Source organism: Saccharothrix stipae (assembly GCF_054781895.1).
This window is the reverse complement of record NZ_BAAGTN010000016.1, coordinates 1-22,381: the sequence shown is the minus strand read 5'-3', so window position 1 is coordinate 22,381 and position 22,381 is coordinate 1. Positions and strand designations below refer to the sequence as shown.

Sequence of the window (22,381 nt, the reverse complement as noted above, 5' to 3'; positions counted from 1 at the left end):
AGGTCGATCCCGCTTCTACGCGATCGGGAACACGCCGCCCTCCCCGCGGATGACCTGGGTGGCGACCTCGACAAACTCGCGGCGGGCCTGGTCGACGCGGCCGGGGTTGTTGTCGCCCAGCAGCGCGCCGGCCAGCGTCCGGGCGCTCCAGGCCACCAACACGCCGTGGCGCGCGAGGTGGAGACCTACCGACCTGATCCGGTGCAGGTCCAGGCTGTCCAACCAGGTGTAGGCCAGGATCTGCCAACACCATGCAGCCACCCGACGCGGGTCGGCGAGGGTGACGACGGTCTTGACGTCGACCAGCATGGTCGCCTCGGCCGGGCCGACCAGCAGGTCCCCGTCCGCCCAGCCGGGGACCAGCACCGGCGCGGCCACTCCCAGCGGCGCGTGCAGGTCGCGGTTGCCGAGGGTGTCGGCGGTGCCTCGCAGCTTCTCGACCAGCCCTTGCTCGCGGGCGCGGGAGGCCAGGGCGGCCAGTTCGGCCACCACCGACTCGTCGGCCAGGGCGCGCAGTTCCCCGACCCCGCCACCGCCTCTCAGCACGGACGCCAGCCGCGGGTCAATCTTCCCGGAGCGGTGGATGCCCTCGCACGCGGCCAGCACCCATGCCGACCGGGCCAACCCGGCCTCGACGCCGGGCGAGGTGCCCCACCGGCCGTGCGGTGCGTGCTCGGCCTGGTAGGCGCGGGTGCGGTCCAGCAGTTCCACCATCACCGCCTCGGCCTGCGGGTCGACCTGCCCGCGGTCGGTGGCGGCCCCAAGGTCCATCCACCCGTCGGGGGTGCGGCGCAGCGACAGCGCCCGCCGTCGCTGCCGGTCGGGAAGTTCGGCGTGGCTGGGGTAGGCGGCGGCCTGGGCGTGGGCCTGCGACCAGGACAGCCACCCGGCGTGGATCATGCCGAGCCTCGCGCCGTGGGGCGGGGCCGGGTCGACCAGGTCGGCCAGGCGCTGTCCGAACGCGCCGCCCACGTCCGCCCAACGCTCCGGGCCGACCTCACCGACGGGACGGACCAGCGGTCTCGCCGTGCGCGCGACGGTGCGGACATGGTTGACCACCTGTCGGTGCCGACGAACCGCTGCTCGCACCACCGGCCCAACTCGCCGTGGTGGAGCTGCCCGGTCAGGCTCACCCTGCCGTCTCCTTCGTCGTCCGGCGTGAAGGTAGTCGCCCAGACGCCTCCCGGACCGCAACCCCGTCGAGGTCGACCACGGACAGTGCCCTTGCACGGGTGTGAGCTCGAAGGGCAGGCTGCGGAACTCGACGCCCAACGCATCGGCGAGTCATGGCCCTGGTCGTCGAGGTCCACGCCGGTCATCCGCGCGGCGACGCCAGGGGTGTTCGCCGCACCGGGCTACCAGCTGGGACGTCCGCAGGAGGAGTGCAGATCAGGCGGCCGAGCGCAGAAGTCGGACTTCGTGGTGGAGTTGCTGCACGTCGCTGTTGCCGTTGTGCTGTCGGGTTTCGTTCTCCAGCGGTTGAAGGTGGTCGAGCAGTCTTGTCGACTGCACGGCGCGCACGGCATCGAGGGCCTGTGTTCCGAGCCGGACGCCAGTCTCGGGATCGCCTTCGGCAAGCATGCAGGTCGCGAGCCACGCGAGGTTGAACGCACGCTGGCGGCCGTGATCGGCTGAGGTGACGGCCAGGGTGCGAGTAAGGCGGGTGATGGCCTGGGCACGGTGTCCGGTGTCGGTGAGGCCGAGTTGGCTGTGGACGCGGGCCGCGGCGGTGTCGAGGGCGACCTGGTCGAAGAAGCGGGTGAACCCGCGCTCGGCGTCGTCCTGGCCGGCGTGGCTGTACTCGTCCTCGGCCCGGCGAAGCGCGGTGAGCGCCTGGTCGGCGTCGCCTTGGTGGGCGTAGGCGACGGCCTGGTTGGCTTGGAGAAATGCCACGGCCAGCGTCGACCGGGAGTCTTTGGCGGCGATCTCGCCGAGCTGGAACACCTTCAGCGCCTCGGCCGGGTCGCCGTTGTCCAGCGGCACCCGACCCAGGTGGTGCAGCACGATGGCGGTGTGGGCGGGGTCGCCGGCGTCTTGGGCGTCGCGCACGGCCTGGCCGAGGTAGCGGCGGGCCTCGTCGGCCAAGCCGAGGTCGTGGGCGCTCCACCCCGCCAGGGTCTTGATCTCCGCGACCGCGGACAGCAATTGCCCTCGCACCGTGTCGTCGCATCGGGCGCCCAGCAGCGACTGCGCCCAGCCGACGTGGGCGAGGATCGCGTCCCGGCAGGAGCCGCCGCCGTGAGCGAGGTCGAGCGCGCGCAGCGTGGCGGTGACGGTGCGCACCTGCTCCACGTCGATGGCGCCGACGTGCCCGGGTACCGGCGTCGTCGAGGGCGTCACGTCCAGGAAGTCCAGTTCGACCGGTGTCAGCGCCGAGCCCACCACCAGCTTGCTGACCAGACCGAGAAACCCACGCCGTTGCATGAAGCCGTCCTCCGCACCGTGCGAACCAGATGACAAGGCACGCGCGACCGCGTCGTCGCTGTACGCCAAACCCATGTAACCCCGCGGGACACCCAGGCCGTCGGCGATGCGCTCCAGCACGTCGTACGCCTGGACCTGACGCCCGTTGACGATCGCCGAGACCTCCGACTGGCCCTGCCCCGTACAGGCGGCGATCTGCCGCTGGGACACCCCGAACCGCCGTAGCAGCTGGTAGACCCGGCCGATGTTCCGCTGGGCCAGCGCCGCACGGATGTCGCGGTCATGCCACACGACCGGGTTGATCGGCCGGTCGCCGCCGCTGCCGACGTTCATGGGCCCTCCCGCGGTTCGTCCACCGCCACGGTAGCGGGGCCCGGCCCGGGTGCACTGCTGTGATCAGCCAAGCTGATCAGCCGCGCTGATCAGTCGGTGATCAGCGATGCACGACACCTCCTCGTCTTCCCTCGGCTCGCAGAAGTGCGGCACCGTCGAGCCCATACCGCTTGACCTGCCCTGATCCTTCACCCGGAGGTGGACGCCGTGGTCACCGCGACACTGCACTCGAACGACGCGCTGCTCCTGCCCACCGGGCACGACATCCTGCGGGCCTTCGCCGCCGAACAACCGGCCGAGGACCACCCGTTGCTGGTGGTGGTCGCAGTGCTGGCCCACCGCCACCAGGAACGAGCCGAGGCGCTCCACACCGCCCGGGAAACACAGGCCAACGACGCCGTGCTCGCGGCCGGCACCAGACTCTTGATGGACTGCGCGAAAGCCCGCGCGACGCTGATCGAGCAGATCGACCGCTGGGTCGCCGAAACAGTGCCCGAACCGCCGACCGCGGCCCCGCTGCACACCGAGACCCTCGGGCGGCTCGTGGACCGCATGGCCATGACCTGGGCGCACTGGCAGCGACTGCACCAGCGTGTACTCGCTGCCCGCCGTCGGCCGGTCGGTCACCACGCGCAGGCCGCGATGGACGAGGTCGCGGCCCTGTCCCACGCCTACGACGACCTGCTGGTCGACCTCCGCAGCGGACGGCGGCGACTGCCCACCACGACGCCGGTCATCGCGGACCTGTAGCCGTAATGGCCGAGCAGTGGCGCGCGGTCGTGGCACTGACCGTGGCCGCGGACAGCCCGGTGGGCCGGGCCGGCTGCGCCGTCGAGGCCGTCACCACCCACCTGCCGCCGCCCGACGATCCCGGACGCTGCGCGGTGTGTCGCAACCCGCCGTGGCCCTGCGACCCGTTCGACACCGCGGCCCGCGACCTCGCGGCACTCGGCATCCCCGTCGGTTACCTCGTGCCGTTGGACCTGCACCCGGTCCTGTGGCCGCCCGCCGCGGCGACCTCCGACCAGCCGACCCTGGACCTGCCGGGAGCAACCGATGAGTGAAGTCCTGGCTGCCAGCCTGCCCGACGGCGTCACCGACTATCTGGACTACCTCGAACGCATGGTCGAACTCGGCGACGACGCCACCCGGGCCTCGCTCCTGAACGGCGAGCTGCCGAGGTTGGTGGCGACTGTGCGTGACCTGATCGAACAACACCGGCCCGATTCCCAGGGCCGCTGTCCCTGCCGTCCCCGGTGGCGACGCGGTCGCACCCCGAGCTGCCGGATCCGGGCCACCGCCCACCGGCGCCTGATCGCCGTCGAGCCAGTCGCGCCCCCGACGGGCGCGGCTCGACACGCCACCCCCGCCGACCACAGCACGCGCGCGCTGTCGGCGGGCTGCTAGAGGTGGGGGAACGCTCCGCGGCGTTCCCCCACCTCCCGGACCACCGCGCCGGTTGCGGAAGACGTAAGCACAGCCGACGAGAAAATCCGGCGGGACAAGCCTTGGGCAGCACCACCGCATGATTGCGGACAGTGACCATGGCGATACGGTTCGACCAACTTCCATCACCTCTTCGAGCAGCGCTCACGTCCGTGGATGCGCAAGCGAGGGATCTTCGTGACCGACACCCCACCGTCCACCCACTCCCCCGCCGAACCGGCCGGCGCCGACGAGCTTCGTCTGCGGATGATCGACGAACTCCGGACGTTGTCCGCACTGCGCACCGCGCCCGTGTCCGCGGCGTTCGCCAGGGTGCCGCGGCACGTGTTCGCCCCGGAAGCTGCCTTGGAGCAGGCGTACGCGGCCAACAAGTCCGTGGTGACCAAACGTGGTCCCGACGGTGCGGCGTCGAGCAGCGTGTCGGCCGCGGCGATCCAGGCGTCGATGCTGGAGCAGGCCGAGCTGCGTCCCGGGATGCGGGTGCTGGAGATCGGCTCCGGCGGCTACAACGCCGCGCTCATCGCCGAGATCGTCGGCCCCACCGGACGTGTGGTGTCGGTCGACATCGACGGCGACATCGTCGAGCGCGCCCGACGTCTGCTGGCCCAGGCCGGCTACCCGCGGGTGCGGGTGGTGCACGGCGACGCCGAACACCCCATCCCCGACGAGGAGCGGTTCGACCGCATCGTCGTCACCGTCGGCGCCTGGGACCTGCCGCCCGCCTGGTGGGAGCAACTGGTCGAGGGCGGTCGGATCGTGGTGCCGCTGCTGATGCGCGGCACCACCCGCACCGTGGCGCTGGACAAGGTCGAGGGCCGCCTGGTCGACCGCGGTCACCAGCGGGCCGGCTTCGTGGCCATGCAGGGCCTGGGCGCGCACGAGGAGACGTTCCTGTCGCTCGCCGACGGCGAGCAGGTCGGCCTGCGCATCGACGGCCCGGCCGACACCGACCCGGAGCTGCTGGCCGAGGCGTTGCGCGGCCCCAGGACCGAGGCGTGGTCGGGTGTCGAGGTCGGCGGTACGGAGCCGTTCGACGACCTCGACCTGTTCCTGGCCACCCGACCCGACCGGTTCGGACTGCTCCAAGCACTCCAATCCGCCGTGGAAGCGAAGTTGGTGAACGGCTGGGCGCGCTGGGGTGCGCCCACCCGCTACAGCGACACCGGCCTCGCCTACCGGATCACCCGCCGCGTCCCCGACACCGACCGCGCCGAGTTCGGCGCGGTCGCCCACGGCCCCGACGCCCCAGAGTTGGCCGAGCAGGTCGTGGCCGACATCCGTACCTGGGACCGCGAGCACCGTCACAGCGGGCGCCACGCCCACATCACCGTGTTTCCCGCCGCGACCCCTGACCAGGCGCTGCCCTCCGGGTTCGTCATGGACCGCCGCCACACCCGCGTGGTCGTCACCTGGCCCACCGGCCCCGACCACGACCACGACCACACCGAGCCCATCGCCGCCGCGCGCGGCCGAGGAAAAGAGGAACGCACATGACGATGACCATGTCCGAACCGGCGGTCGCCACCGGCGTCGCCGATCCGTTCGACCTCGACATCGAGGTCGTGCCCGGCCGAACCACGGCACCGCCCGGACAGGTGTGGAACTCCGGCGGCAACTGCCACAGCGACGACGGCTGCGGGCAGTCCTGCGAGAGCGCCTGTTCGAACAGCTGCACCGACGGCGGATGACCGTGTCCGCGCCCACCAGCGCCACACCCTCGCCGGGCTTCCGGGTCGTCGACGCCGCCATGGTGCGCATCGCCGCCCGGCCCGCGGACCGGCACCTCGACACCGGCCCGCCGCCCGACGACGCCGACCCCCGGGTGTGGCGGCGGTGGGCGCGGCACATCGTCGACGACCTTGATCTCATGGCCGCCGTCGAGCTGGTCAGCCCGTCGCTGGCCGACCAGCTGGCCAAGGTCGTCGCCGGAACACCGCTTCGCCCTGCCCGCTACCGGCGGCTGGGCGAGGCCCTGGCGCGCTACCGCTCCCGCACGACCCGGGCCACCCCGCTGGGTCTGTTCGCCGGCGTCGCTCCCGCGCGCTTCGGCCTTGAACATCGATTACCCGACCTCAGCGCGACGCGGAGCGTGCTCCGCGTCGGAGCCGAGTGGCTCGACGCCGCCCTGGCGGTGCTGGAAAGCTCCCCGGAGCTGCTGCGACGGGTGAGCGTGGTATTCGACAGCACGGCGTTCCTGCGCGACGACCGACTGGTCCTGCCACACGCCCGCCACTCCCTCCGCCGACCGACGGCGGCCACATCGACCGTGCCGGCGCCACCATCCGCCGAGCCCGCCGCCGACGCCGAGCCCGCCGCCGAGGTGACCGTCCGCTACACCGCCCCGGTGCGCCTGGTCCACCGGCTCGCGGAGACGCCGGTCTCCACAGCGCAGCTGCTCGACGCGCTCGGCGACCGGTTCCCCGACACAGCCCCGGCCCGGAGCACCGCTCTGCTCTCCGGCCTGATCAGCACAGGCTTCCTGCTCACCGACCTGCGCGCGCCGATGACCACCACCGATCCTCTCGGTCACCTTCTCGAACGGTTGGCTACCTACCAAGCCCACGACGTAAAACCCCTCGCCGGCCTGATCGACGAGCTGCGCGCCCTGCACCACCTCGTCCGAGCCGACACCCACCAGGCCGATGCCGGCCGACGGCCGTCCGTGGCGACGGTGGTCGCCGACCGCATGCGACAGCTGATGCCGGTGTCCCGGCCGTTGGGGATCGACCTGCGCTTCGACGGGACGCTGGTCCTGCCCGACATCGTGGCGCGCGAGGCCGCGATCGCGGCCGGCACGCTCACACGCCTGGCACCATCCGGCTCGTCGAGGCTGCGCGCCTACCACCGGGCGTTCCTAGAACGCTACGGACCCGGCGCGGTGGTGCCGTTGACCGAGGTGATCGACACCGAACGCGGGCTGGGGTGGCCCGCCGGCTACCGCGACGCCCTCGACCGCGAGCCCAGCACGGCGGCCGCCCCGCAGGACCGTGAGGCGGCGCTGCTGACGCTGGCCTGGACCGCCGCCCGCGACCACGCCACCGAAGTCGTCCTCGACGAGGACACCCTCACCCGCCTGGCCACCGACCCCGCCGGGCCGTCGGCGCCCCCGCCCGCCCACCTGGAGCTCGGACTGCGGCTGCACGCCGCCGACCACCGCGCCCTGGCTGAGGGACGGTTCCGGCTGGTCGTGTTCACCGCCTCGCGCGCCGCCGCCACCATGACCGGCCGCTTCCTGGACCTGCTCGCCCCCGCCGACCGCGACCGCATGACCGCCGCCTACCGCGGCCTGCCGACCACCGACGCCGACGCCCTACCGGTACAGCTGTCGTGCCCGCCGCTGTACGCCGGCACCCATGACATCGCCCGCAGCCCGACCGTGCAGCACCACGTCCTGCGCCTCGGCGAACACCCACCGCCCACCCATACCGACGACGCCGACCCCCACACCGTGCCCTTGGCGGATCTCGCGCTGCACGGCGACAGCCACCGCCTGCACCTGATCTCGCTCTCCCGGCGCCGTGCCGTGCACCCGCACCTGGTCAACTCGGTCGAACTCACCCGCCGCGCCCACCCGCTCGTGCGGTTGCTGTGCGAACTGGAAGCCGGACAGACCGCGCTGCCCGGACCGTTCCCGTGGGGAGCAGCGCGCCACCTGCCGTTCCTGCCCCGTGTCCGCCACGGCCGCACCATCCTGTCCCCGGCCCGCTGGACGCTCACCACCGCCGACCTCCCCGAACCCGACGAACCGTTCACCAGGTGGGCCGCCGCGGTCGACGCCTGGCGCGAGCGCAACCACGTACCCGACACCGTGCTGGTCGGCACCGGCGACCAACAACTGCGCCTGGCACTGGCCGACGGACACCACCGTCGGCTGCTGCGCGCCGACCTGCGCCGCCGCGGCACCCTCACCCTCACCGAAGCGCCCACCACCGAAGAGCTGGCCTGGATGAAGGGTCGCATGCACGAGATCGTCGTGCCCCTAGCCCGCGATACGCCACCCGTTGCCGCGCCGCGGCTACGCAGCACCGCGATCACCCGACGCGAGCACGCCCACCTGCCCGGCCACGGCCACTGGCTCTACCTCAAGCTCTACGCCCACCCCGACCGTCACCACGCCATCCTGCGCGCCCACCTGCCCGACCTGCTCGAATCCTGGCCCACTCCCCTGCACTGGTGGTTCCTGCCCTACCGCGATCCCGACCACCACCTCCGGCTACGCCTGGCCCCCGCCACCGACGCCACCACGGACGCAGCCGACGCGGACTGGCAGACGCACGCTACGGCCCGGATCGGGCGCTGGAGCGCCGAGCTGCGCCGCCGCGGGCTGATCAGCCGCCTCCAACTCGACACCTACCTGCCCGAGATCGGACGGTTCGGCGACGGTGCGCTCCTGACTGCCGCCGAAGCGGTGTTCGTCGCCGACTCCGCCTACGTCCAGCACCACACCACCGCCGGACCGGAACGGGAAGCGGCCGTCGCCGCCGGCCTGATCGACCTGGCCGTGGCCTTCCTCGGCGACACCACGACCGCCACCCGCTGGATGGTCGACCACCTCGACCACACCACCACCTCAGCCCTGCCACGCACCACCCTGCGCCGCGCACGGGAACTGGCCGGCTCCAGCCTCGGCCATCCCACGTCGACCTCCACCCCACCAACCCGCCACGACGACCTCGTGCGCGACCGACGCCGACACGCCCTGACCACGTACGCCACCCTGCGCCGCAACGCCGGCCTCGACACCGACGCCGTCCTGCCCGCCCTACTGCACCTGCACTGTGTCCGCAGCCTCGGCCTGGACCGCGACGCCGAACGCCTCACACACCGACTGGCCCGCGCCGTCGCTCTGGGCCACCATGTCCGCACCGGGAGCACCTTGTGAGCACCGCATCCACCGCGCCCCCGCCACCCCACACCCCGACCCACGATCACCGCCTGGTCGTTCCCGAACCGATGGCGGCGCTGGCCGCCGATGTCGCCGACCAGCTCACCGACCCCACCGGATGGCCGACCGACAGCACGGCGAACCCGTCGGACGCCTCGTCGCTGGCCGACGGCGCCGCAGGCATCGCCCTGCTGCACCTCGCCCGCGCCCTCAACGGCCAAGGCGCCCCCGCGACAGCCCACGCCTGGCTGGCACGCGCCGCGACCGGCGGAATCACGGCTGATGAGCACAGCAGTCTGTTCCACGGCGCACCCGCCCTCGCCTTCGCCCTCCACACCGCCGCCCTGATCACCCCGGGCACCTACACACGCGCCCTGGACACCCTCGACACCGCCGTACTCGACCTCACCCGGCGACGCCTCGACGCCGCCCACCACCGCATCGACAGTCGACAGCGCCCCGGCTTCGCCGAGTACGACGTGCTGCGCGGTCTCACCGGGCTGGGCGCCCACCACGTCCACCGCCACCCCGACCACCCCATCACCGCCGACGTCCTGACCTACCTTGTCCGCCTGACCCTCCCGCTGACCCCGGACGACGACCTGCCCGGCTGGTGGACCCACCACGGCCCCGACCGCCGACGCCCAGAACAGCACCCCGACGGCCATGCCAACCTCGGCATGGCCCACGGCATCACCGGCCCGCTGGCCCTACTGGCCCTAGCCGCCCGCCATGGCATCCTCGTCGACGGCCACCTCGACGCCATCCACCGCATCTGCACCTGGCTCGACACCTGGCGCCAAGACGGGGACACCGGCCACTACTGGCCCGAAATCCTCACCCTCGCCGAACACCGCACCGGCCGTCTCCACCACCCGGGCCCACACCGCCCCTCCTGGTGCTACGGCACACCCGGCATCGCCCGCGCCCAACAGCTGGCCGCCATCGCCACCAACGACACCCGACGCCGACACCTCGCCGAAACGGCACTCCTCGACTGCCTGCACGACTCCACGCAGACCACCCGCATCACCGAACCCGGCCTGTGCCACGGACTCAGCGGATTCCTGCACACCCTCCGACGAGCAGCCGACGACGCCACCACCCACCACCTGCACGACGCACTCGCCACCTACCTGGCACACCAAACCCTCTACGATCGAACAGGCGACACTCCACAAGGACTCCTCGACGGCATCACCGGCCTCGCACTGACTCTGCACAGCCTCGCGAATCCCCGAAGCGACACGACCTGGGACCGTTGCCTCCTGATCGCATAACCCGGCGCACGTCGCCGACCGAGATCGGCGTCGCCTTCGTCAAGGTTATGCCGTCAGTGACGGGACCATATGCGTTCGGGCTGATCAACGGTTCCGGGACCGGCTCGCCCAGGACGCAGTATGTGGTCATGGCGGTCCGGGCACAGCGGATCCGGCGGTGTCGGTCTTCTTTGAGAGAACCTGTGCACACCGAACCGGCCTGGGCGTCGAACTGACCGAGCAAAGCCGGTCCGACGGTCGCCACGTCAGGGTGAGCCCCGAACAGAACGCTCAAGGCCAATGGCCGGTGGTCGCGGTTCGCGCCGCTCAGTCCCGCGACGAAATCCCCTCGGACGAGTGCGCGACCCATCCAGCCGCCTCACCGGGTGAACCACAGGGTCATCGCCGCGCGGACTCACCCTCGGGGGGCAAGCGAGCGCACCCGCCGCCCGAGACAGGACGGCGGGATGCTCACGTGCTCAGCCGCGCCACTCGCTGGGGCGACTGGTCCTGCGGGTCCACTCACTGGGCCGGCCGGTGCGGGGGGACGTGAGGTTGTCGATCATGACGATCTCCCTGGGAGTGACGAATAGGCCCTGGTCGTGTCCCCCGACCAGCCCCTGACAGCGCGTGACCTGATAGTTACAGTCGATTGCCCTGTGGAGGAATCGGGGGTTTATGGTGGGGGTTCTGGAGTGTTCGGTGTTCGTCTTGACGGCTCTGCCTGCGTCTTTGATTTGATCGCGGCTATTTTGGACGGCTCGCTATACCTGTGGAACCGTCCGGCGATCACTGCGCCACTCCCGCACGTTATCCGGTAGGTGGACCAGGGGCCGGCATGGTCGCGACGGTGACTGTGAGGCGTCAGTTTACTGACCTGGGATACGTCAGTGGATGTCAATAGGTAGGCGTCACTGCCTGTCAGCACCGGTGTGGCCGGTGTCGTCGAGGTCATCGAGTTGGCGTTGCACCCGCTCGGCGTCGACGTCGCGGCCTTGTTCGCGGTACAGCTCCAGCGCCTCCCGCCACACCGTGCGGGCCTGCTCGTATTGTCCGAGGGCGGCGTGGGGGTGCCCGACGCTGTCGAGGGTGTTCGCGATCTGGTAGGTGTCGCCGTGGGTGCGGCGCAGGGTGAGGGCGTGGTGGTAGTGCTCGAGGGCGTGGTGGTAGTCGCCGGTGTGGTGGGCGATGTAGCCGAGGCTGTCGAGAGTGCCGGCCTCGCCGATGGGGTTGTCGTGGTGTCGGTGCAGGATGAGGGCGGCGTGGCAGTGGGTGCGGGCGGTGTCGTACTCGCCCAGGCGCGCGGCGTACCAGCCCACCATGTTGAGCGCGTCAGCTTCCCCCACCGGCTGGTCGAGGCGGCGGTGGAGGTCGAGGGTGTGCCGGGCGTGGTCCAGGGCCCGCCGGTCGTCTCCCCGCCGTTCCCAGGCGTTCGCGAGCTCATGGTGGGTGTGGGCCTGTTCGGCGGGGTCCTGGTGACACTCGGCCAGGTTGAGGGCCCGGTCCAGGTGTTCGATGGCCTGCTCGTGCAGGTCCAACCGAGACCAGGCGCCGCCGAGGCGTCGGTGGGTACGGATGCGGGTGGCGGGGTCGGGCAGGTGTTCGGCGATGTCCAGGGCCGCCCGCCAACAGGCGAGCTCGTCGCGCAGGTGCCCCTGCCGGGCGTGGAAGCTGGTGAGGTTCCAGGCGAGATGCCAGACGACCGCATGGCGGCCAAGGGCGGCGGCGGTGCGTTGGGCGGCCAGCAGGGTGGCGTGCTCGGCGTCCAGCCAGGCCATCGCGATCACGGCGTCGTGCAGTGAGAGCGCTGGGACGCCGGACGTGGGTGTCTCGGGTGGCAGCAGCAGGCGGTGGGGTTCCAGGAGACGGTCGGCGGTGTGGGCGGTGTGCAGGTGGAAGTCCACTACCCGTATCAGCGCCGCCTCCCGCACGTCGTTGGACAGGGCGCCGTGGGCGGTGTCCGCAGCGTAGGCGCGGACCAGGTCGTGCATGGCGTACCGGCCGCCGGGCCGTCGTTCCAGCAGCGAGGCGTTCTCCAGCCCGCTCAGCGTCCTGCGGGCGGTGCGGTCGGGCAGGCCGGTGAGGGCGGCGGTGGCGGGCGGGGTGGTGTCGGGACCGGGGGCGATGCCCAGCAGCGCGAACACGGTGCGTTGGGTGTCGGTGAGGTGGCGCAGGGACCAGGACAGCACGGTGGGCAGGCTGGCGGCCGGGTCGGTGTCGTGGTCGAGCGCCTCCATGCCGAGGTCGCGCAGTTCGGCGGCGGCCTCGGCCAACGCGACGTCGGGGTGGGGCTCGGCGGTGCGCGCGGTGATCGCCAGGGCCAGCGGGTGGCCCCCGCACAGCCCGATCAGCTCGTCCACCGCCTCGGGTTCGGCGGCGACGCGGTCGGCGCCCAGGCGGGCGACCAGCAGCGTGCGGGCCTCCTCGTAGGTGAGGACGCCGAGGGGCAGGTGGCGGGCGCCGTGCCGGTCGATCAGCGAGGCCAGCCGGTGACGGCCGGTGACCAGCACCGTGCAGGACGGCGAGCCGGGCAGCAGGGGTGCGACCTGGTCGCTGGTGGCGGCGTTGTCCAGCACCACCAGCATCCGCCGTCCGGCCACCAGGCTGCGGTACAGCGCGGCCTGGGCGTCGAGGTCGGCGGGGATGCGGTTCGCCTCGACGCCCAGGGCGTCGAGGAACCCGCGTACCGCCACCGCCGGCTGCACCGGCTCGCCGGTGGGGCTGAAGCCGCGCAGGTCCACGAACAGCTGCCCGTCGGGGAACCGCTCCAGCCGGCGGTGCGCCCAGGCCAGCGCCAGCCAGGTCTTGCCGATGCCCCCGGCACCGCCGATCGCCGAGACCAGCACCGTCGCGCCCTGCCTCGCACCCGCCGGGTCGGCGGGCGCTGTGGTGGCGGTCAGCACGCGGTCCAGCCGGGCCAGCTCCGCGCTCCGCCCGGCGAACAAGGCCGGCGCGGCGGGCAACTGCCGCGGCACCACCGGCGCGGGCGGCAGCGGCGCGGCGTGCAGCGACACGTCACCGTGCACCACACCGGCCTGCACCACCACGCCCACAATCCCCGACACCGTGTTGCCGACCTGCGCCGGGCCGTCGTCGCCTGCGTCGGGCGGCGGGTCGTCCTCCGCGGGGTCATCGGGCTGCCGCAGCTCGGGCGTCACCACTGCGGGCCACCTCCCGGTCCGGTTTTGGGCCGATGGCGCACAGCGTGGCACCGCCGCGCCTCCGCGTCCGGTCGGTGCCGGCCGAATTCACCCGACTGGCATCGGCCCACCCGCATAACGACGGCTCCGGCCGCCACGGGGGAAGCCCGTCGGCTTCCCCGCCCCGGTCGTCCTCGACGTCGACGATCCCTGGGTGTTCCGGGCCAGGTAGCGGAGCCGTTCGGCGATCCAGCGCGCCGCGCTCTCGCCGTCCATGCCCGCGAGCGTGCCGTCCGCGCGCTCCTGCTCGACCTGCCGGACCAGGTACTCGGCGGTGTCGCCGTCCAGTTCGCCGGTCGGCGCGTTCACCCGGTCACCGCCGGTCCGCGTCCGGCGGCGAAGTCCAGGCGGGTGTCCATGTCCAGGCGGAACCGGCCGTAGGGGTTGACGTGGGTCCAGAACAGCGGGGTCAGCGCGCGACGTTCGTCCGGGCCGATCAGGTCGTGGAAGCGCGGGAGTCAGTGTTCGTCTTGAGAACCCTGCTTGCGCTTCTGATGGATGGGGATGATCTTGGCGGCTCCCTCTATCTGTTGGCGGAGTCGGTGGTTGTCCAGAGACAGGCGTTGGATGACGGCTTTGGCCCGGTCATGATCGTGTTGGAGTTCGGCATGAGCTCGCTTGAGCCGGGCGTGTTCGGCGGCGAGTTGGTCATATCGCCCGGGTTGGGCCTGCTCGACGATGGTGTGGTCCCGCGCCTGGGCGACGAGTTCGCTGGCGAGGTCGGGAAAGTGGCGCCAGAAGGTCGAGTTGTTGAGGCCGATCTCGTGGGCCAAGGCGACGACAGTGGGCTTGCGGCCGTCGTCTCGGGCAGTCCGGATCACCTCGGCCATGGCGGCGCGGACGGTGTCGTGGTCGGGTAGGTCGACGCGGCGGCTCACTGCTGGGCTCCGGGACGGTGTCGGGCGAGGAAGGCGTTGATCTGGTCGCGGCGCTGGGTCAGTCGGTGCTCCAGCAGCGGTGGTAGCCGAGGTCGGTGGGCGAGTTGGCTGTCGATCCGGTCGGACTCGGCCTGCCATCGGGCTGTGTTCTCGCAGGTGAGGGCGGCGTTGCCGCAGGTGAGCGGCTTGCAGTCGCCCAGTTCGGGCAGCAGGACGCCGGTGCTGTCAGCCTTTTTGCGGCACAGGGCCTTGTCGTGGGTGAAGACGCAGGTGACGTAGGTGCCGGGATAGATGGCGGGGTCGTGCCGCTTCATCAGCCGGGCCAGGCGGCGTTCGTCTGTGACCACCGTGCCGGCGAACCCGTCCGCGCGGAGGCCGAACTGCTCCAGCCGCCGCCCGGCTTCCTCGGCTCCGGGTCCGACGAGGTGCTCGTGGTGGTAGGTATCGGCCATCTGAAGCAGGAACTCACCGCGGGCCAGGGCCTGTTCGCTCTCCACCTCGGCGCGGAACCCGGATTCGCTGGTGCCCGCGTACCCCTCGAACATCTGGATCGCCTGGTGCCGGAATGCGATCGCCCCGGCGATGGCGCCGCCGGGGCGGCGGGCGATGAACCAGGCCAGCGTGCGTCGGAACTGGCTGGTCTTCAACCTCCAGGCTCGTCCCTCGACCTCCGGGATGCCGTCCTGGCGGTCTCGCCGCGCGCAGTAGTCGTTGACCCAACCGACGAACCGATTGAGCGCCCGGTTGGTGTTCTTCGACGCCGGGGTCCGTCCGACGAGGTCCTCGCGCCAGCCGCTGCCGTAGGGGCGTGTCTGGAACAGCATCTGCGTGCCGGCGGGCTGGAGGGCCTCCAGGACTCCGATCGCTCGTCCGGCCGCGTCACCGACCACCCAGACGGCGGGTGTGCCCTTCTGGTCGTGTTCGCCCTTGAACGCCAGCGAGTGCACCTTCCAGCGGTAGGCGACGCCGTCTGCGGAGCGCTCGACGCGCAGGGCTCCGCGCCGGAGGTGTTTGATCTCGCTGTCGCGCATTCCGGAGTAGAACGCGAGCAGGGTGTAGCAGGCGATCTGGAGCATCCAGCCCAGCACGGCCAGGCCGTCGTCGCCCTGCCCGAGGGCGATCCGGTCCAGCCAGGGGCGTCCATCGAGCAGGCCGTGGACCGGTGTGGCGTAGTAGGAGTCCTCGGCGACCCCGACGAGGTCGGCGACGGCGTGGATGCGCAGGACGTGAGGGGAACGGCTGCGGGTGAGGGTCGTGGGCGAGCATCCGAGGGTTCTGGCCAGCTCGCTGGAGTTGACCTGTCCTCGGTAGCCGGGCAGGGGCAGGTTCTGCTGGATGTGGTGGTCCAGCAGGTGTTCCAGCGCGGAGGCCAGCTCCGGGCCGCGCGGGTCGGGAGACAGCGGCGGCGGGTCGGTGTCACGGCGGCGGGACCACATCCGCGCCGCGGCGAGGATGTCGGGGGCGAAGACGTCGACGAAGCGGGTGGCCCAGCCGATCAGTGGTCCCATGACCTGTTCAGGCAGCCGGTCGTGACGGTTCTCGCCTCGCTGCCGGCGGTTGCGGGGCAACCAGCCCTCGACGTGATGGGGATCGAGCAGCAGTCGGTCGCCGGGCAGGGTGTTGCGGTGCCGCCAGATCCGGCGGACCGCCGACCGCGCGCGTCCTGTCGACGGCGCCTCCCGCAGCGCGGCCCCCACGTGTCCGGAGTAGGCACGCAGGTCGGCGCCGGTCAGCGTCGCGAGGTCGGGGGCGTCGGGCCGGTCGTCCATCCAGGTCAGGAACCGCCTGAGCTCGACAACCTCGCCCTCGATGCTGGGCAGCTTCAATCGTCGTCCGCCGGCCGGGACGGGCATGGCCATGTAGGCGCACAGCAGTTCCTTGGCCAGCTGGCGGTAGCGGCGCGGGAAGGAGGCGAAGTGCACGCGCGATCGCTGCCCGTGCGTCTGGTGTATCCCCGGTCCCAGCGACCAGATCTCGTCGCGGAAGCGCGAGGTCTGTTCCAGGTCGATGCCGTCGCGCAGGTCGTACTCGCGCAGGACGAACACCTCGTCCCACGGGTGCGGGTCGGTAGCGGCGTCGCCGGCCGGGGATGGGTAGGCGGGGCTGGTCACGGCGTGTTCTCCCAGGGATTCTCGACCAGGTCGAGCAGGGCTTCGGTCGCGGGGACGCCGCGGGCGTGGGCGATCTCGGTCTCGGTGAAGTGGCGGCCGTCGAGGATGTCGCGGCGCAGCGCGACCCAGGTCGGCCCGTAGCGGTGCCACCAGTCCTGCTCGCCGAGCTGTCGGCGGCGCTGGTGCAGGGCGTCGAGCAGGGCCAGCAGCCGCGGCAGGTGCTCGCGTGTCACGACGCAGTTGCCGCAGTGAAAGCAGTCCAGCAGCGACACCGTCCGGCAGACCGTGCCGGTCTCCGGGTGCCGTTCGGGATTGGCGCAGGCGTTCCAGGCGGCGTCCTGGCCGCCCGAGGCGATGCGTTCGGCCTGCTCCGGCCCGACACCGGCCCGCCGGATCGACTCCGCCGTGGCCTCGCCCGGGACCACCGTCAGGTGTCCACCCGCGCGGGCCAGGGCTGCCCGGTGCGCCGCCAGGACCGCGTCCTCGGCCTCGACCAGTGCTTCGGACACGGTCTGTTGCGCCCACTCGCCCACCGAGGCGTCGCCACGCAGGTAGTTGGCGAACAGCACCGGGTATGTGTTGGACCGGGTCGCCGACGGCAGGTGCCCGCCGACCTGCCGGGTGCGCCGGACCTCCACGCTCTTCCTCAGCCGCGCGCAGTCCAGCACCAACCGCGTCGGGGGCTCGTCGCCGACCGGGTCCGCCCAGAGCTCGTCCTGGGCCCGCGACCAGTCGGCGGGCAGCGCACCCGGCCATTGCAGGTCGGTGGCGAAGGGGTCGTAGTGCTCGTCGACCCCGCTCACCCCGGACCGCATCCCGTTGCGCCAGACCGCCCAGAGCCGTTCCACGCCGCTGAACGACCGGCTCAGCGCCGTCAACCTCCCGACCAGCAGGAACAACCCTCCCGGGTGGTGCAGTTCCCGGCCGGACGGCCCGACTTCCCAGTGCGCGGTCTCGAACCACCTCCCGGCCCCGCGTCGACGCTTGGTCAGCACTACCTCCACCGCCCGGTCCTGCAGGACGCGGCCTTCCGCCGGTAGTTCCTTGATCGTCTCAATGTTGCGTGCCGACAAGACGACGAGCAGCGCCGAGATCGGCACTATGTCGGGCGGGGTCAGGAACAGCTGCCCGGCGATCCCCCGCCGAGCCGGCCCGGCCCGGCAGACGTCCAGCTCACCCACCGGCGGGACAACGCCGGTCTCCGCGATCCCGGCCAGCAGCCGGGCCCGTTCCCGCTCCTGCGGCGCCACATCGCCGCGGTGGAAGCGCTCCACGAGATCCTGACCGGCCTGCACGCGGTCGCGGATCGCCGCGACGTCCCGACGGAGCCGCGCGATCAGCCGGTGCAGCTCACCGTCGGAATACCCGGACCCGCCGGCGGGCCGCGGCCCGCGCTCGCGAGGTGTGTCCAGGTAGTCCCGGGTGTTCGCGGCCAACATGTCGACAACGGGCGGAAGCCGCAACACAGACAGGGCACGATCGAGGTAGGACCAGGCGTTGCGGTCTTTGACGTAGGCCCGTCGGACTTCGGCTGCGAAGCCCGTGAGGTGTTCCGGCCGCAGCCGCGCCGGGTCGGCCGGCGGCTCGGGCAGCGCGCTCAGGTGCTCGGCGAACCTCACCGTCGCCGACCACACACTGGTCGCGGTCCGGTGCGTACGGGCCTGCCCGGCAGGACCGACGCGGGCGGCGAAGGCACGGCCGAGAGCGTCCGTCCAGCCCGGTAGGATCGCCAGGCGGGCCAGCGGGAACTCCGCGCTGCGGCCGTCGTCGCCGAAGAACCGCACGACCTGGCCGTTGTGGCCCACGGCGGGGCCCGGGGAGGCGGGGGCGTCGAAGCGACCCTGCGGCATGGGCGCCCGCCGATTAGGTCCGGTGGCGCCGCGGGCGTCGGCGTTCATACCGTCGCCTTCGATTCGCCCTGCGCCCGGTCGGCGTTGGCCGAGGCAGGGTCGTCGGGGATGATCAACGGCGGGGGCAGGTCGCGGGGGTCGTCCCAGTCGTCAGGGACCAGTGCCAGCCGGGTTTCCATCTCCAGTTCCGCCAGGCAGCCGAGATAGATCTGTGTGGTCACCACCGAGCGGTGGCCCAGCCGCATCCGGACCCAGTTCAGCGGGTCGCCGAACACCTTCGTGTAATGGGAACGCTGACCGGCGGTCATCGCCGCCAGGTCCCGCAGGTGACCGCGCTGCAACTGCTCCAGGGTGACCACCGCGAAGGTGTGCCGCAGCATGTGCGGGTGACACCGCAGGTCCAGCCCGCGCTTCGAGCAGCGGGCGTTGGCCTGGACGAACAGGGTCTTCCAGGTCGACACCGCCACCGGCAGCCCGTCCTCGGTCAACCAGAACGCCGCCGGCTCCACCCCCGCGGGCGTCTCGACCAGGACCCTGCGCCGCTCCTGCGGGGTCAGCCGTTCCAGGCGCACCCGCTGCCGCGACCCGTGCCGGCCCGGCACCGACACCCACGGCCGGTCCGGGTCCTCGATCACCAACGGTCGGCGCATCCGCCGATAGGTGCCCCGTGACCGGGCCGTCTCGACCGCCTCCGGGCGATCCCACTCCCGGTAGGCCGCCAGTTCGCTGACCAGGGACGTCGGGACATAGACCCAGCGGGCCGACCCCCACTTCGCGACGTCGGCCGGCAGCCAGAAACGCTGATAGCCCGCGCGCGGGCTGGCCGGATGGGCAGGCAGTTCGAACACTGTCAACGACGCCGCCTCCGACAGGCGCATCCCGGTGCGCACCAACAGATCGGCGAAGCCGGCGTTGCGTCCGGCCCACCGACCCCGGAACCGCGGCTGCGGCAGCCCTTCGCTCTCGTAGCCCCGCAAGCCCACGTCCCGCCACCTGCGGTAGGACGCCGGCGGCAACCACCGGACCCGCTCCCGCCGGACGTGGTGCGGCGCGGTCGCAGGCGTCGTCGCCCCGGCCTGCCGCCGCCCGACCAGCCCGGCGGGCAACGGCCGCGCCGCCCGCTGCGGGATCGGGTTCACCGGGCCGACCCCCGCCCGCCAAGCCCAGTCGAAGAAGACGTTGACCGTGGCCACCTCACGCCCCCACGTGCCGCCCGACCGCCGCAACTCCTGCTGCCGCCACGCCTTGTAGGCCAGGTGATCCTCCGTCCGCGCATCCCGCTAGCCCCGTCGACCGCGCGCCACCCACAGGAACGTGAAGAACCCCGCCAGATCCCGGACGTAGGCATCCAAGGTGTTCTGCGGCCGGCCCTGCATGTCCTCGGACAGGAAGAACGAGTTCAGCTCGACGTCGTACTCGAACGACGGCGACAACAGAAACGGCGTCCCCTCGATGATGCCCGCACCGTCGAGCCACTCCTCCCAGTCCTCGATGTGCTCCTGGAACACCGGTCGATCCGGAAGGTCCCGTCGTGCGAAGCACACGTGCCACCGCTCGTTGATCATGACGACACGGTAGGGAAACAGTGTTCAGGTGTGCATAAGTGGAGAGAGCGTGAGTCGGCTGGACCCACGCCGTTGGGCACTATGGTCGCTGCCCGGCGGCGTGCTCGCGTACGTGGTCACCGTTCAGGTGCTCGCGTACGCCGTCCTGCTCGCCACCGCTCTGGTTACCCCGATCTCGACGTGGTCGTGGACGTGGTTGGGCGTGCTGGTGGTGGCGTCGGTCATCCACCTGGAAGCCGCGCAGGGCATCGAACGGATCCGGGAGCTCGCCGCGGAGGGCACCCCGTACACCCACCTGCAGCCTGTTGACCGGACTAAGGAACGACACGCCGAGGTAGTCGACTCGGTCGGTGGAGCTTGACCGGTAGACCTCGTCCACCTCGATCGAGAAGGTGGTGTGGGGTTTGTTCAACGATGCTGGCCGGGACATCGCGGCCATCAGGCTGCCCAGGTGGGGCCGGGTGGCCCGGGCCGAAGGGCCGGTGCCGTGGCTGGTGATCGACGACGCCGGTGTGCCGGTGGCGCCGATCCGGCGGTATTTGACGGACTTCGTCGCCGGAGACACGAGCGTGAGTTCGGTGCGCAGCTACTGCTACGCGTTGGTGCGCTGGTGGCGATGGTTGCGAGCCATCGATGTGGAGTGGGACAAGGCGACCCCGGCCGAGGTCCGCGACCTGGTGCTGTGGATGAAGCAGGCGACCAAACCGCGTCGGTCACCGAGAACGGCCTCGGCGATCACGGCGGGGACGATCAACCCGATCACCCGCAAGCGGCACCTCGGTGACCGCTACGAACCGCGCACCATCAGGCACTCCAACGCGGTGATCCGGGCGTTCTACGAGTTCTGGGTCGAGGACGTGCGGGAAGGACCGCTGATCAACCCCGTCCAGCTCGACCGGAGTCATCGGGGACGGCGACCGCACGCGCACCACAACCCGTTGGAGCCTTTCGGTCCGGAAGGGAAGATCCGGTACAACCCGAAGCTGCCGAAACGACGTCCGCGGGAGATGCCCGACGATCGCTGGAACGACGTGTTCGCCGGGCTGCGGTCCAATCGGGACCGGGCGCTGATGGCGATGGACGTCAGCTGCGCGGCTCGCGCGACCGAACTGCTCGGGATCCGTGGGGCGGACGTGGCCTGGGGCGATCAGCTCGTTCGGGTGATCCGCAAGGGCACCAAGGCCGAGCAGTGGCTGCCCGTCAGCGCGGAGTCGCTTGTCTGGCTGCGTCTCTACCTGGCCGACCTCGGTGACCCGCCAGCCCTGGACGAGCCGATCTGGTGGACCTTGCGCCGCCGCGACCACGGCGACGGCCTGCGTCGGCGGCCACTGGATTACGAGGCCTTGCGCGCGGTCTGGCGGCGGCTCAACGCCGCGCTGGGCACCAACTGGACCATGCACGACCTGCGGCACACCGCCGCGCTGCGCATGGCCCGCGACCGGACCCTCTCGATGCGGGACGTGCAGGTCATCCTCGGCCACACCCACCTGTCCACTACCGCCGACGTCTACACCGTCGAGGACGAGGCCAAAGTGCTACGACGGGTGCTCGACCATCTGGCCGAGCGGGAGCAGCGGACGCAGGAGCCGCCTGCGCCGGTCGCGGCAGGGTACGCGGCTGCCGACCTGGCGATCCTGTTCGGGGGCGAACCCCGGTGAGCCGGATCGTCACCGGCGCCTCGCGCCGGACCTCGGGAACCGTCCTGATCAGCCACCGGCCCCCGCCCCCGGCTCGGACGGCTGGTCCCGCGGACCACTTGTCCCCGGCCGAAGTGCTCGCCGTGGTGTGGCAGTTGCCGGTCATGCCCGGTGCTGATGACAAGCGGGCCGGGGTGGCGCAGCGGGGTGCGCGCACGATCCTCCACTGGCTGCTCACCCATCCCGGGGACACCTGGCAGCAGCGATGGCGGGCCGCCGGGGCGGACGCGGACAAGAACTGGATGCAGTCGATCGAGGACGCCGACATCGGGGACACCCGCACCCCGACGGCCAAGCGCACCGAAACGTTGCTCGGGCTGACCTGCCTGCTGCTGTGCCGGGTGGTACTGCCCGACTACGACCTCCTCTCCCGCCTCAAGTCCGCGCGGGTGCTCGAGTCGACCCGGGCGATGTTCTCGCCGGAGGTATTCGCTCGCATCGAACAGGCCGACGTGCGCGACCACATGAGCACGCGCCAGTTCCTCACCGGCGTCTCGGCGATCACCAAGATGGTGTTGCACACCGGCCGCAACCCCGAGCACCTGACCGTCGAGGACCTGTTCGCACTGCGAAGCTGGAACCTCGCCCACCGCGGCTACGCCGGGTCCGGAACCTCCGAAGCGTGGGACCTCCTGCGAGCCGCCGGAATCCTCCCCGTCGAAGGCCCCATGCACTAGTAGGACTTCGTTAGGTGCTGTTGAGCTGCGGCTTTGTTGGCGGTGTTCGGGTCTGG

19 protein-coding genes are annotated in these 22,381 nt (G+C 71.7%); 11 read left to right on the top strand and 8 right to left on the bottom strand.

Features of this window, described 5'->3' with window-relative positions; genetic code table 11:
- Window positions 1–15: 15 nt before the first annotated feature.
- Window positions 16–1,059 (bottom strand): hypothetical protein, encoded by a 1,044-nt coding sequence (locus tag ACYVLT_RS27820; protein ID WP_461123171.1) that lies wholly within the window; start codon window positions 1,057–1,059, stop codon window positions 16–18.
- A 330-nt stretch (window positions 1,060–1,389) separates the two neighbouring features.
- Entirely contained in the window at window positions 1,390–2,757 is a 1,368-nt protein-coding gene (locus ACYVLT_RS27815; protein WP_461123170.1) for a helix-turn-helix domain-containing protein, read from the bottom strand.
- 207 nt (window positions 2,758–2,964) lie between these two features.
- Here ACYVLT_RS27815 and ACYVLT_RS27810 point away from each other — a divergent pair, with 207 nt between their 5' ends.
- The 7 genes from ACYVLT_RS27810 (at window position 2,965) to ACYVLT_RS27780 (ending at window position 10,368) form a co-directional block, all read left to right on the top strand.
- Complete coding sequence (locus tag ACYVLT_RS27810; RefSeq protein WP_461123169.1) at window positions 2,965–3,507, top strand: DUF4254 domain-containing protein; 543 nt, start codon at window positions 2,965–2,967, stop codon at window positions 3,505–3,507.
- A 5-nt stretch (window positions 3,508–3,512) separates the two neighbouring features.
- Window positions 3,513–3,821 carry a hypothetical protein gene (locus ACYVLT_RS27805; RefSeq protein ID WP_461123168.1) on the top strand — a complete coding sequence of 103 codons (309 nt, stop codon included), beginning with the start codon at window positions 3,513–3,515 and terminating at the stop codon, window positions 3,819–3,821.
- Window positions 3,814–4,164: a hypothetical protein gene (locus tag ACYVLT_RS27800; protein WP_461123167.1), complete on the top strand. Its 351-nt coding sequence runs from the start codon at window positions 3,814–3,816 to the stop codon at window positions 4,162–4,164. Before ACYVLT_RS27805 ends, ACYVLT_RS27800 begins: the two co-directional genes overlap by 8 nt.
- 195 nt (window positions 4,165–4,359) lie before the next feature.
- On the top strand, window positions 4,360–5,697 hold the full coding sequence (gene fxlM / locus ACYVLT_RS27795; protein WP_461123166.1) for a methyltransferase, FxLD system: 1,338 nt from the start codon (window positions 4,360–4,362) through the stop codon (window positions 5,695–5,697).
- The gene (locus ACYVLT_RS27790; RefSeq protein ID WP_461123165.1) at window positions 5,694–5,891 is read left to right on the top strand and encodes a hypothetical protein; all 198 of its coding nucleotides are present in this window, start codon (window positions 5,694–5,696) and stop codon (window positions 5,889–5,891) included. The genes fxlM and ACYVLT_RS27790 overlap by 4 nt, the downstream gene beginning before the upstream one ends.
- Window positions 5,888–9,085 carry a lantibiotic dehydratase gene (locus ACYVLT_RS27785; RefSeq protein ID WP_461123164.1) on the top strand — a complete coding sequence of 1,066 codons (3,198 nt, stop codon included), beginning with the start codon at window positions 5,888–5,890 and terminating at the stop codon, window positions 9,083–9,085. The genes ACYVLT_RS27790 and ACYVLT_RS27785 overlap by 4 nt, the downstream gene beginning before the upstream one ends.
- The gene (locus tag ACYVLT_RS27780; RefSeq protein WP_461123163.1) at window positions 9,082–10,368 is read left to right on the top strand and encodes a lanthionine synthetase C family protein; all 1,287 of its coding nucleotides are present in this window, start codon (window positions 9,082–9,084) and stop codon (window positions 10,366–10,368) included. Before ACYVLT_RS27785 ends, ACYVLT_RS27780 begins: the two co-directional genes overlap by 4 nt.
- Window positions 10,369–11,258: 890 nt before the next feature.
- On the opposite strand, the gene ACYVLT_RS27775 is transcribed toward ACYVLT_RS27780, so the two are convergent.
- Both ACYVLT_RS27775 and ACYVLT_RS27770 read right to left on the bottom strand, forming a co-directional pair.
- The gene (locus tag ACYVLT_RS27775) at window positions 11,259–13,508 is read right to left on the bottom strand and encodes an ATP-binding protein (protein ID WP_461123162.1); all 2,250 of its coding nucleotides are present in this window, start codon (window positions 13,506–13,508) and stop codon (window positions 11,259–11,261) included.
- A gap of 87 nt (window positions 13,509–13,595) precedes the next feature.
- The gene (locus ACYVLT_RS27770) at window positions 13,596–13,856 is read right to left on the bottom strand and encodes a hypothetical protein (RefSeq protein WP_461123161.1); all 261 of its coding nucleotides are present in this window, start codon (window positions 13,854–13,856) and stop codon (window positions 13,596–13,598) included.
- Window positions 13,857–13,936: 80 nt separating this feature from the next.
- Here ACYVLT_RS27770 and ACYVLT_RS27765 point away from each other — a divergent pair, with 80 nt between their 5' ends.
- Window positions 13,937–14,407 (top strand): hypothetical protein, encoded by a 471-nt coding sequence (locus ACYVLT_RS27765; protein ID WP_461123160.1) that lies wholly within the window; start codon window positions 13,937–13,939, stop codon window positions 14,405–14,407.
- A gap of 14 nt (window positions 14,408–14,421) precedes the next feature.
- On the opposite strand, the gene ACYVLT_RS27760 is transcribed toward ACYVLT_RS27765, so the two are convergent.
- The 4 genes from ACYVLT_RS27760 to ACYVLT_RS27745 form a co-directional block, all read right to left on the bottom strand.
- A complete protein-coding gene (locus ACYVLT_RS27760) occupies window positions 14,422–16,536 on the bottom strand; it encodes a hypothetical protein (protein WP_461123159.1) in 2,115 nt (704 codons plus the stop codon).
- The gene (locus tag ACYVLT_RS27755) at window positions 16,533–18,434 is read right to left on the bottom strand and encodes a hypothetical protein (protein WP_461123158.1); all 1,902 of its coding nucleotides are present in this window, start codon (window positions 18,432–18,434) and stop codon (window positions 16,533–16,535) included. The genes ACYVLT_RS27760 and ACYVLT_RS27755 overlap by 4 nt, the downstream gene beginning before the upstream one ends.
- Window positions 18,431–19,579: a hypothetical protein gene (locus ACYVLT_RS27750; protein WP_461123157.1), complete on the bottom strand. Its 1,149-nt coding sequence runs from the start codon at window positions 19,577–19,579 to the stop codon at window positions 18,431–18,433. The genes ACYVLT_RS27755 and ACYVLT_RS27750 overlap by 4 nt, the downstream gene beginning before the upstream one ends.
- A gap of 87 nt (window positions 19,580–19,666) precedes the next feature.
- Window positions 19,667–19,951 (bottom strand): hypothetical protein, encoded by a 285-nt coding sequence (locus ACYVLT_RS27745; RefSeq protein ID WP_461123156.1) that lies wholly within the window; start codon window positions 19,949–19,951, stop codon window positions 19,667–19,669.
- Window positions 19,952–20,000: 49 nt separating this feature from the next.
- Between ACYVLT_RS27745 and ACYVLT_RS27740 the strand changes: the two genes are divergently transcribed.
- The 3 genes from ACYVLT_RS27740 (at window position 20,001) to ACYVLT_RS27730 (ending at window position 22,325) form a co-directional block, all read left to right on the top strand.
- Complete coding sequence (locus tag ACYVLT_RS27740) at window positions 20,001–20,312, top strand: hypothetical protein (RefSeq protein ID WP_461123155.1); 312 nt, start codon at window positions 20,001–20,003, stop codon at window positions 20,310–20,312.
- 43 nt (window positions 20,313–20,355) lie between these two features.
- Window positions 20,356–21,609: a tyrosine-type recombinase/integrase gene (locus ACYVLT_RS27735; RefSeq protein WP_461123154.1), complete on the top strand. Its 1,254-nt coding sequence runs from the start codon at window positions 20,356–20,358 to the stop codon at window positions 21,607–21,609.
- Window positions 21,610–21,722: 113 nt separating this feature from the next.
- Entirely contained in the window at window positions 21,723–22,325 is a 603-nt protein-coding gene (locus ACYVLT_RS27730; RefSeq protein ID WP_461123153.1) for a hypothetical protein, read from the top strand.
- Window positions 22,326–22,381 lie beyond the last annotated feature (56 nt).

Coding starts and splice junctions, on each gene's coding strand:
- ACYVLT_RS27790 (WP_461123165.1), top strand. CDS start 5,694: ATGACGATGACCATGTCCGAACCGGCGGTCGCCACCGGCGTCGCCGAT.
- ACYVLT_RS27815 (WP_461123170.1), bottom strand. CDS start 2,757: ATGAACGTCGGCAGCGGCGGCGACCGGCCGATCAACCCGGTCGTGTGG.
- ACYVLT_RS27755 (WP_461123158.1), bottom strand. CDS start 18,434: ATGAACGCCGACGCCCGCGGCGCCACCGGACCTAATCGGCGGGCGCCC.
- ACYVLT_RS27785 (WP_461123164.1), top strand. CDS start 5,888: ATGACCGTGTCCGCGCCCACCAGCGCCACACCCTCGCCGGGCTTCCGG.
- ACYVLT_RS27800 (WP_461123167.1), top strand. CDS start 3,814: ATGAGTGAAGTCCTGGCTGCCAGCCTGCCCGACGGCGTCACCGACTAT.
- fxlM (WP_461123166.1), top strand. CDS start 4,360: ATGCGCAAGCGAGGGATCTTCGTGACCGACACCCCACCGTCCACCCAC.
- ACYVLT_RS27805 (WP_461123168.1), top strand. CDS start 3,513: ATGGCCGAGCAGTGGCGCGCGGTCGTGGCACTGACCGTGGCCGCGGAC.
- ACYVLT_RS27745 (WP_461123156.1), bottom strand. CDS start 19,951: ATGATCAACGAGCGGTGGCACGTGTGCTTCGCACGACGGGACCTTCCG.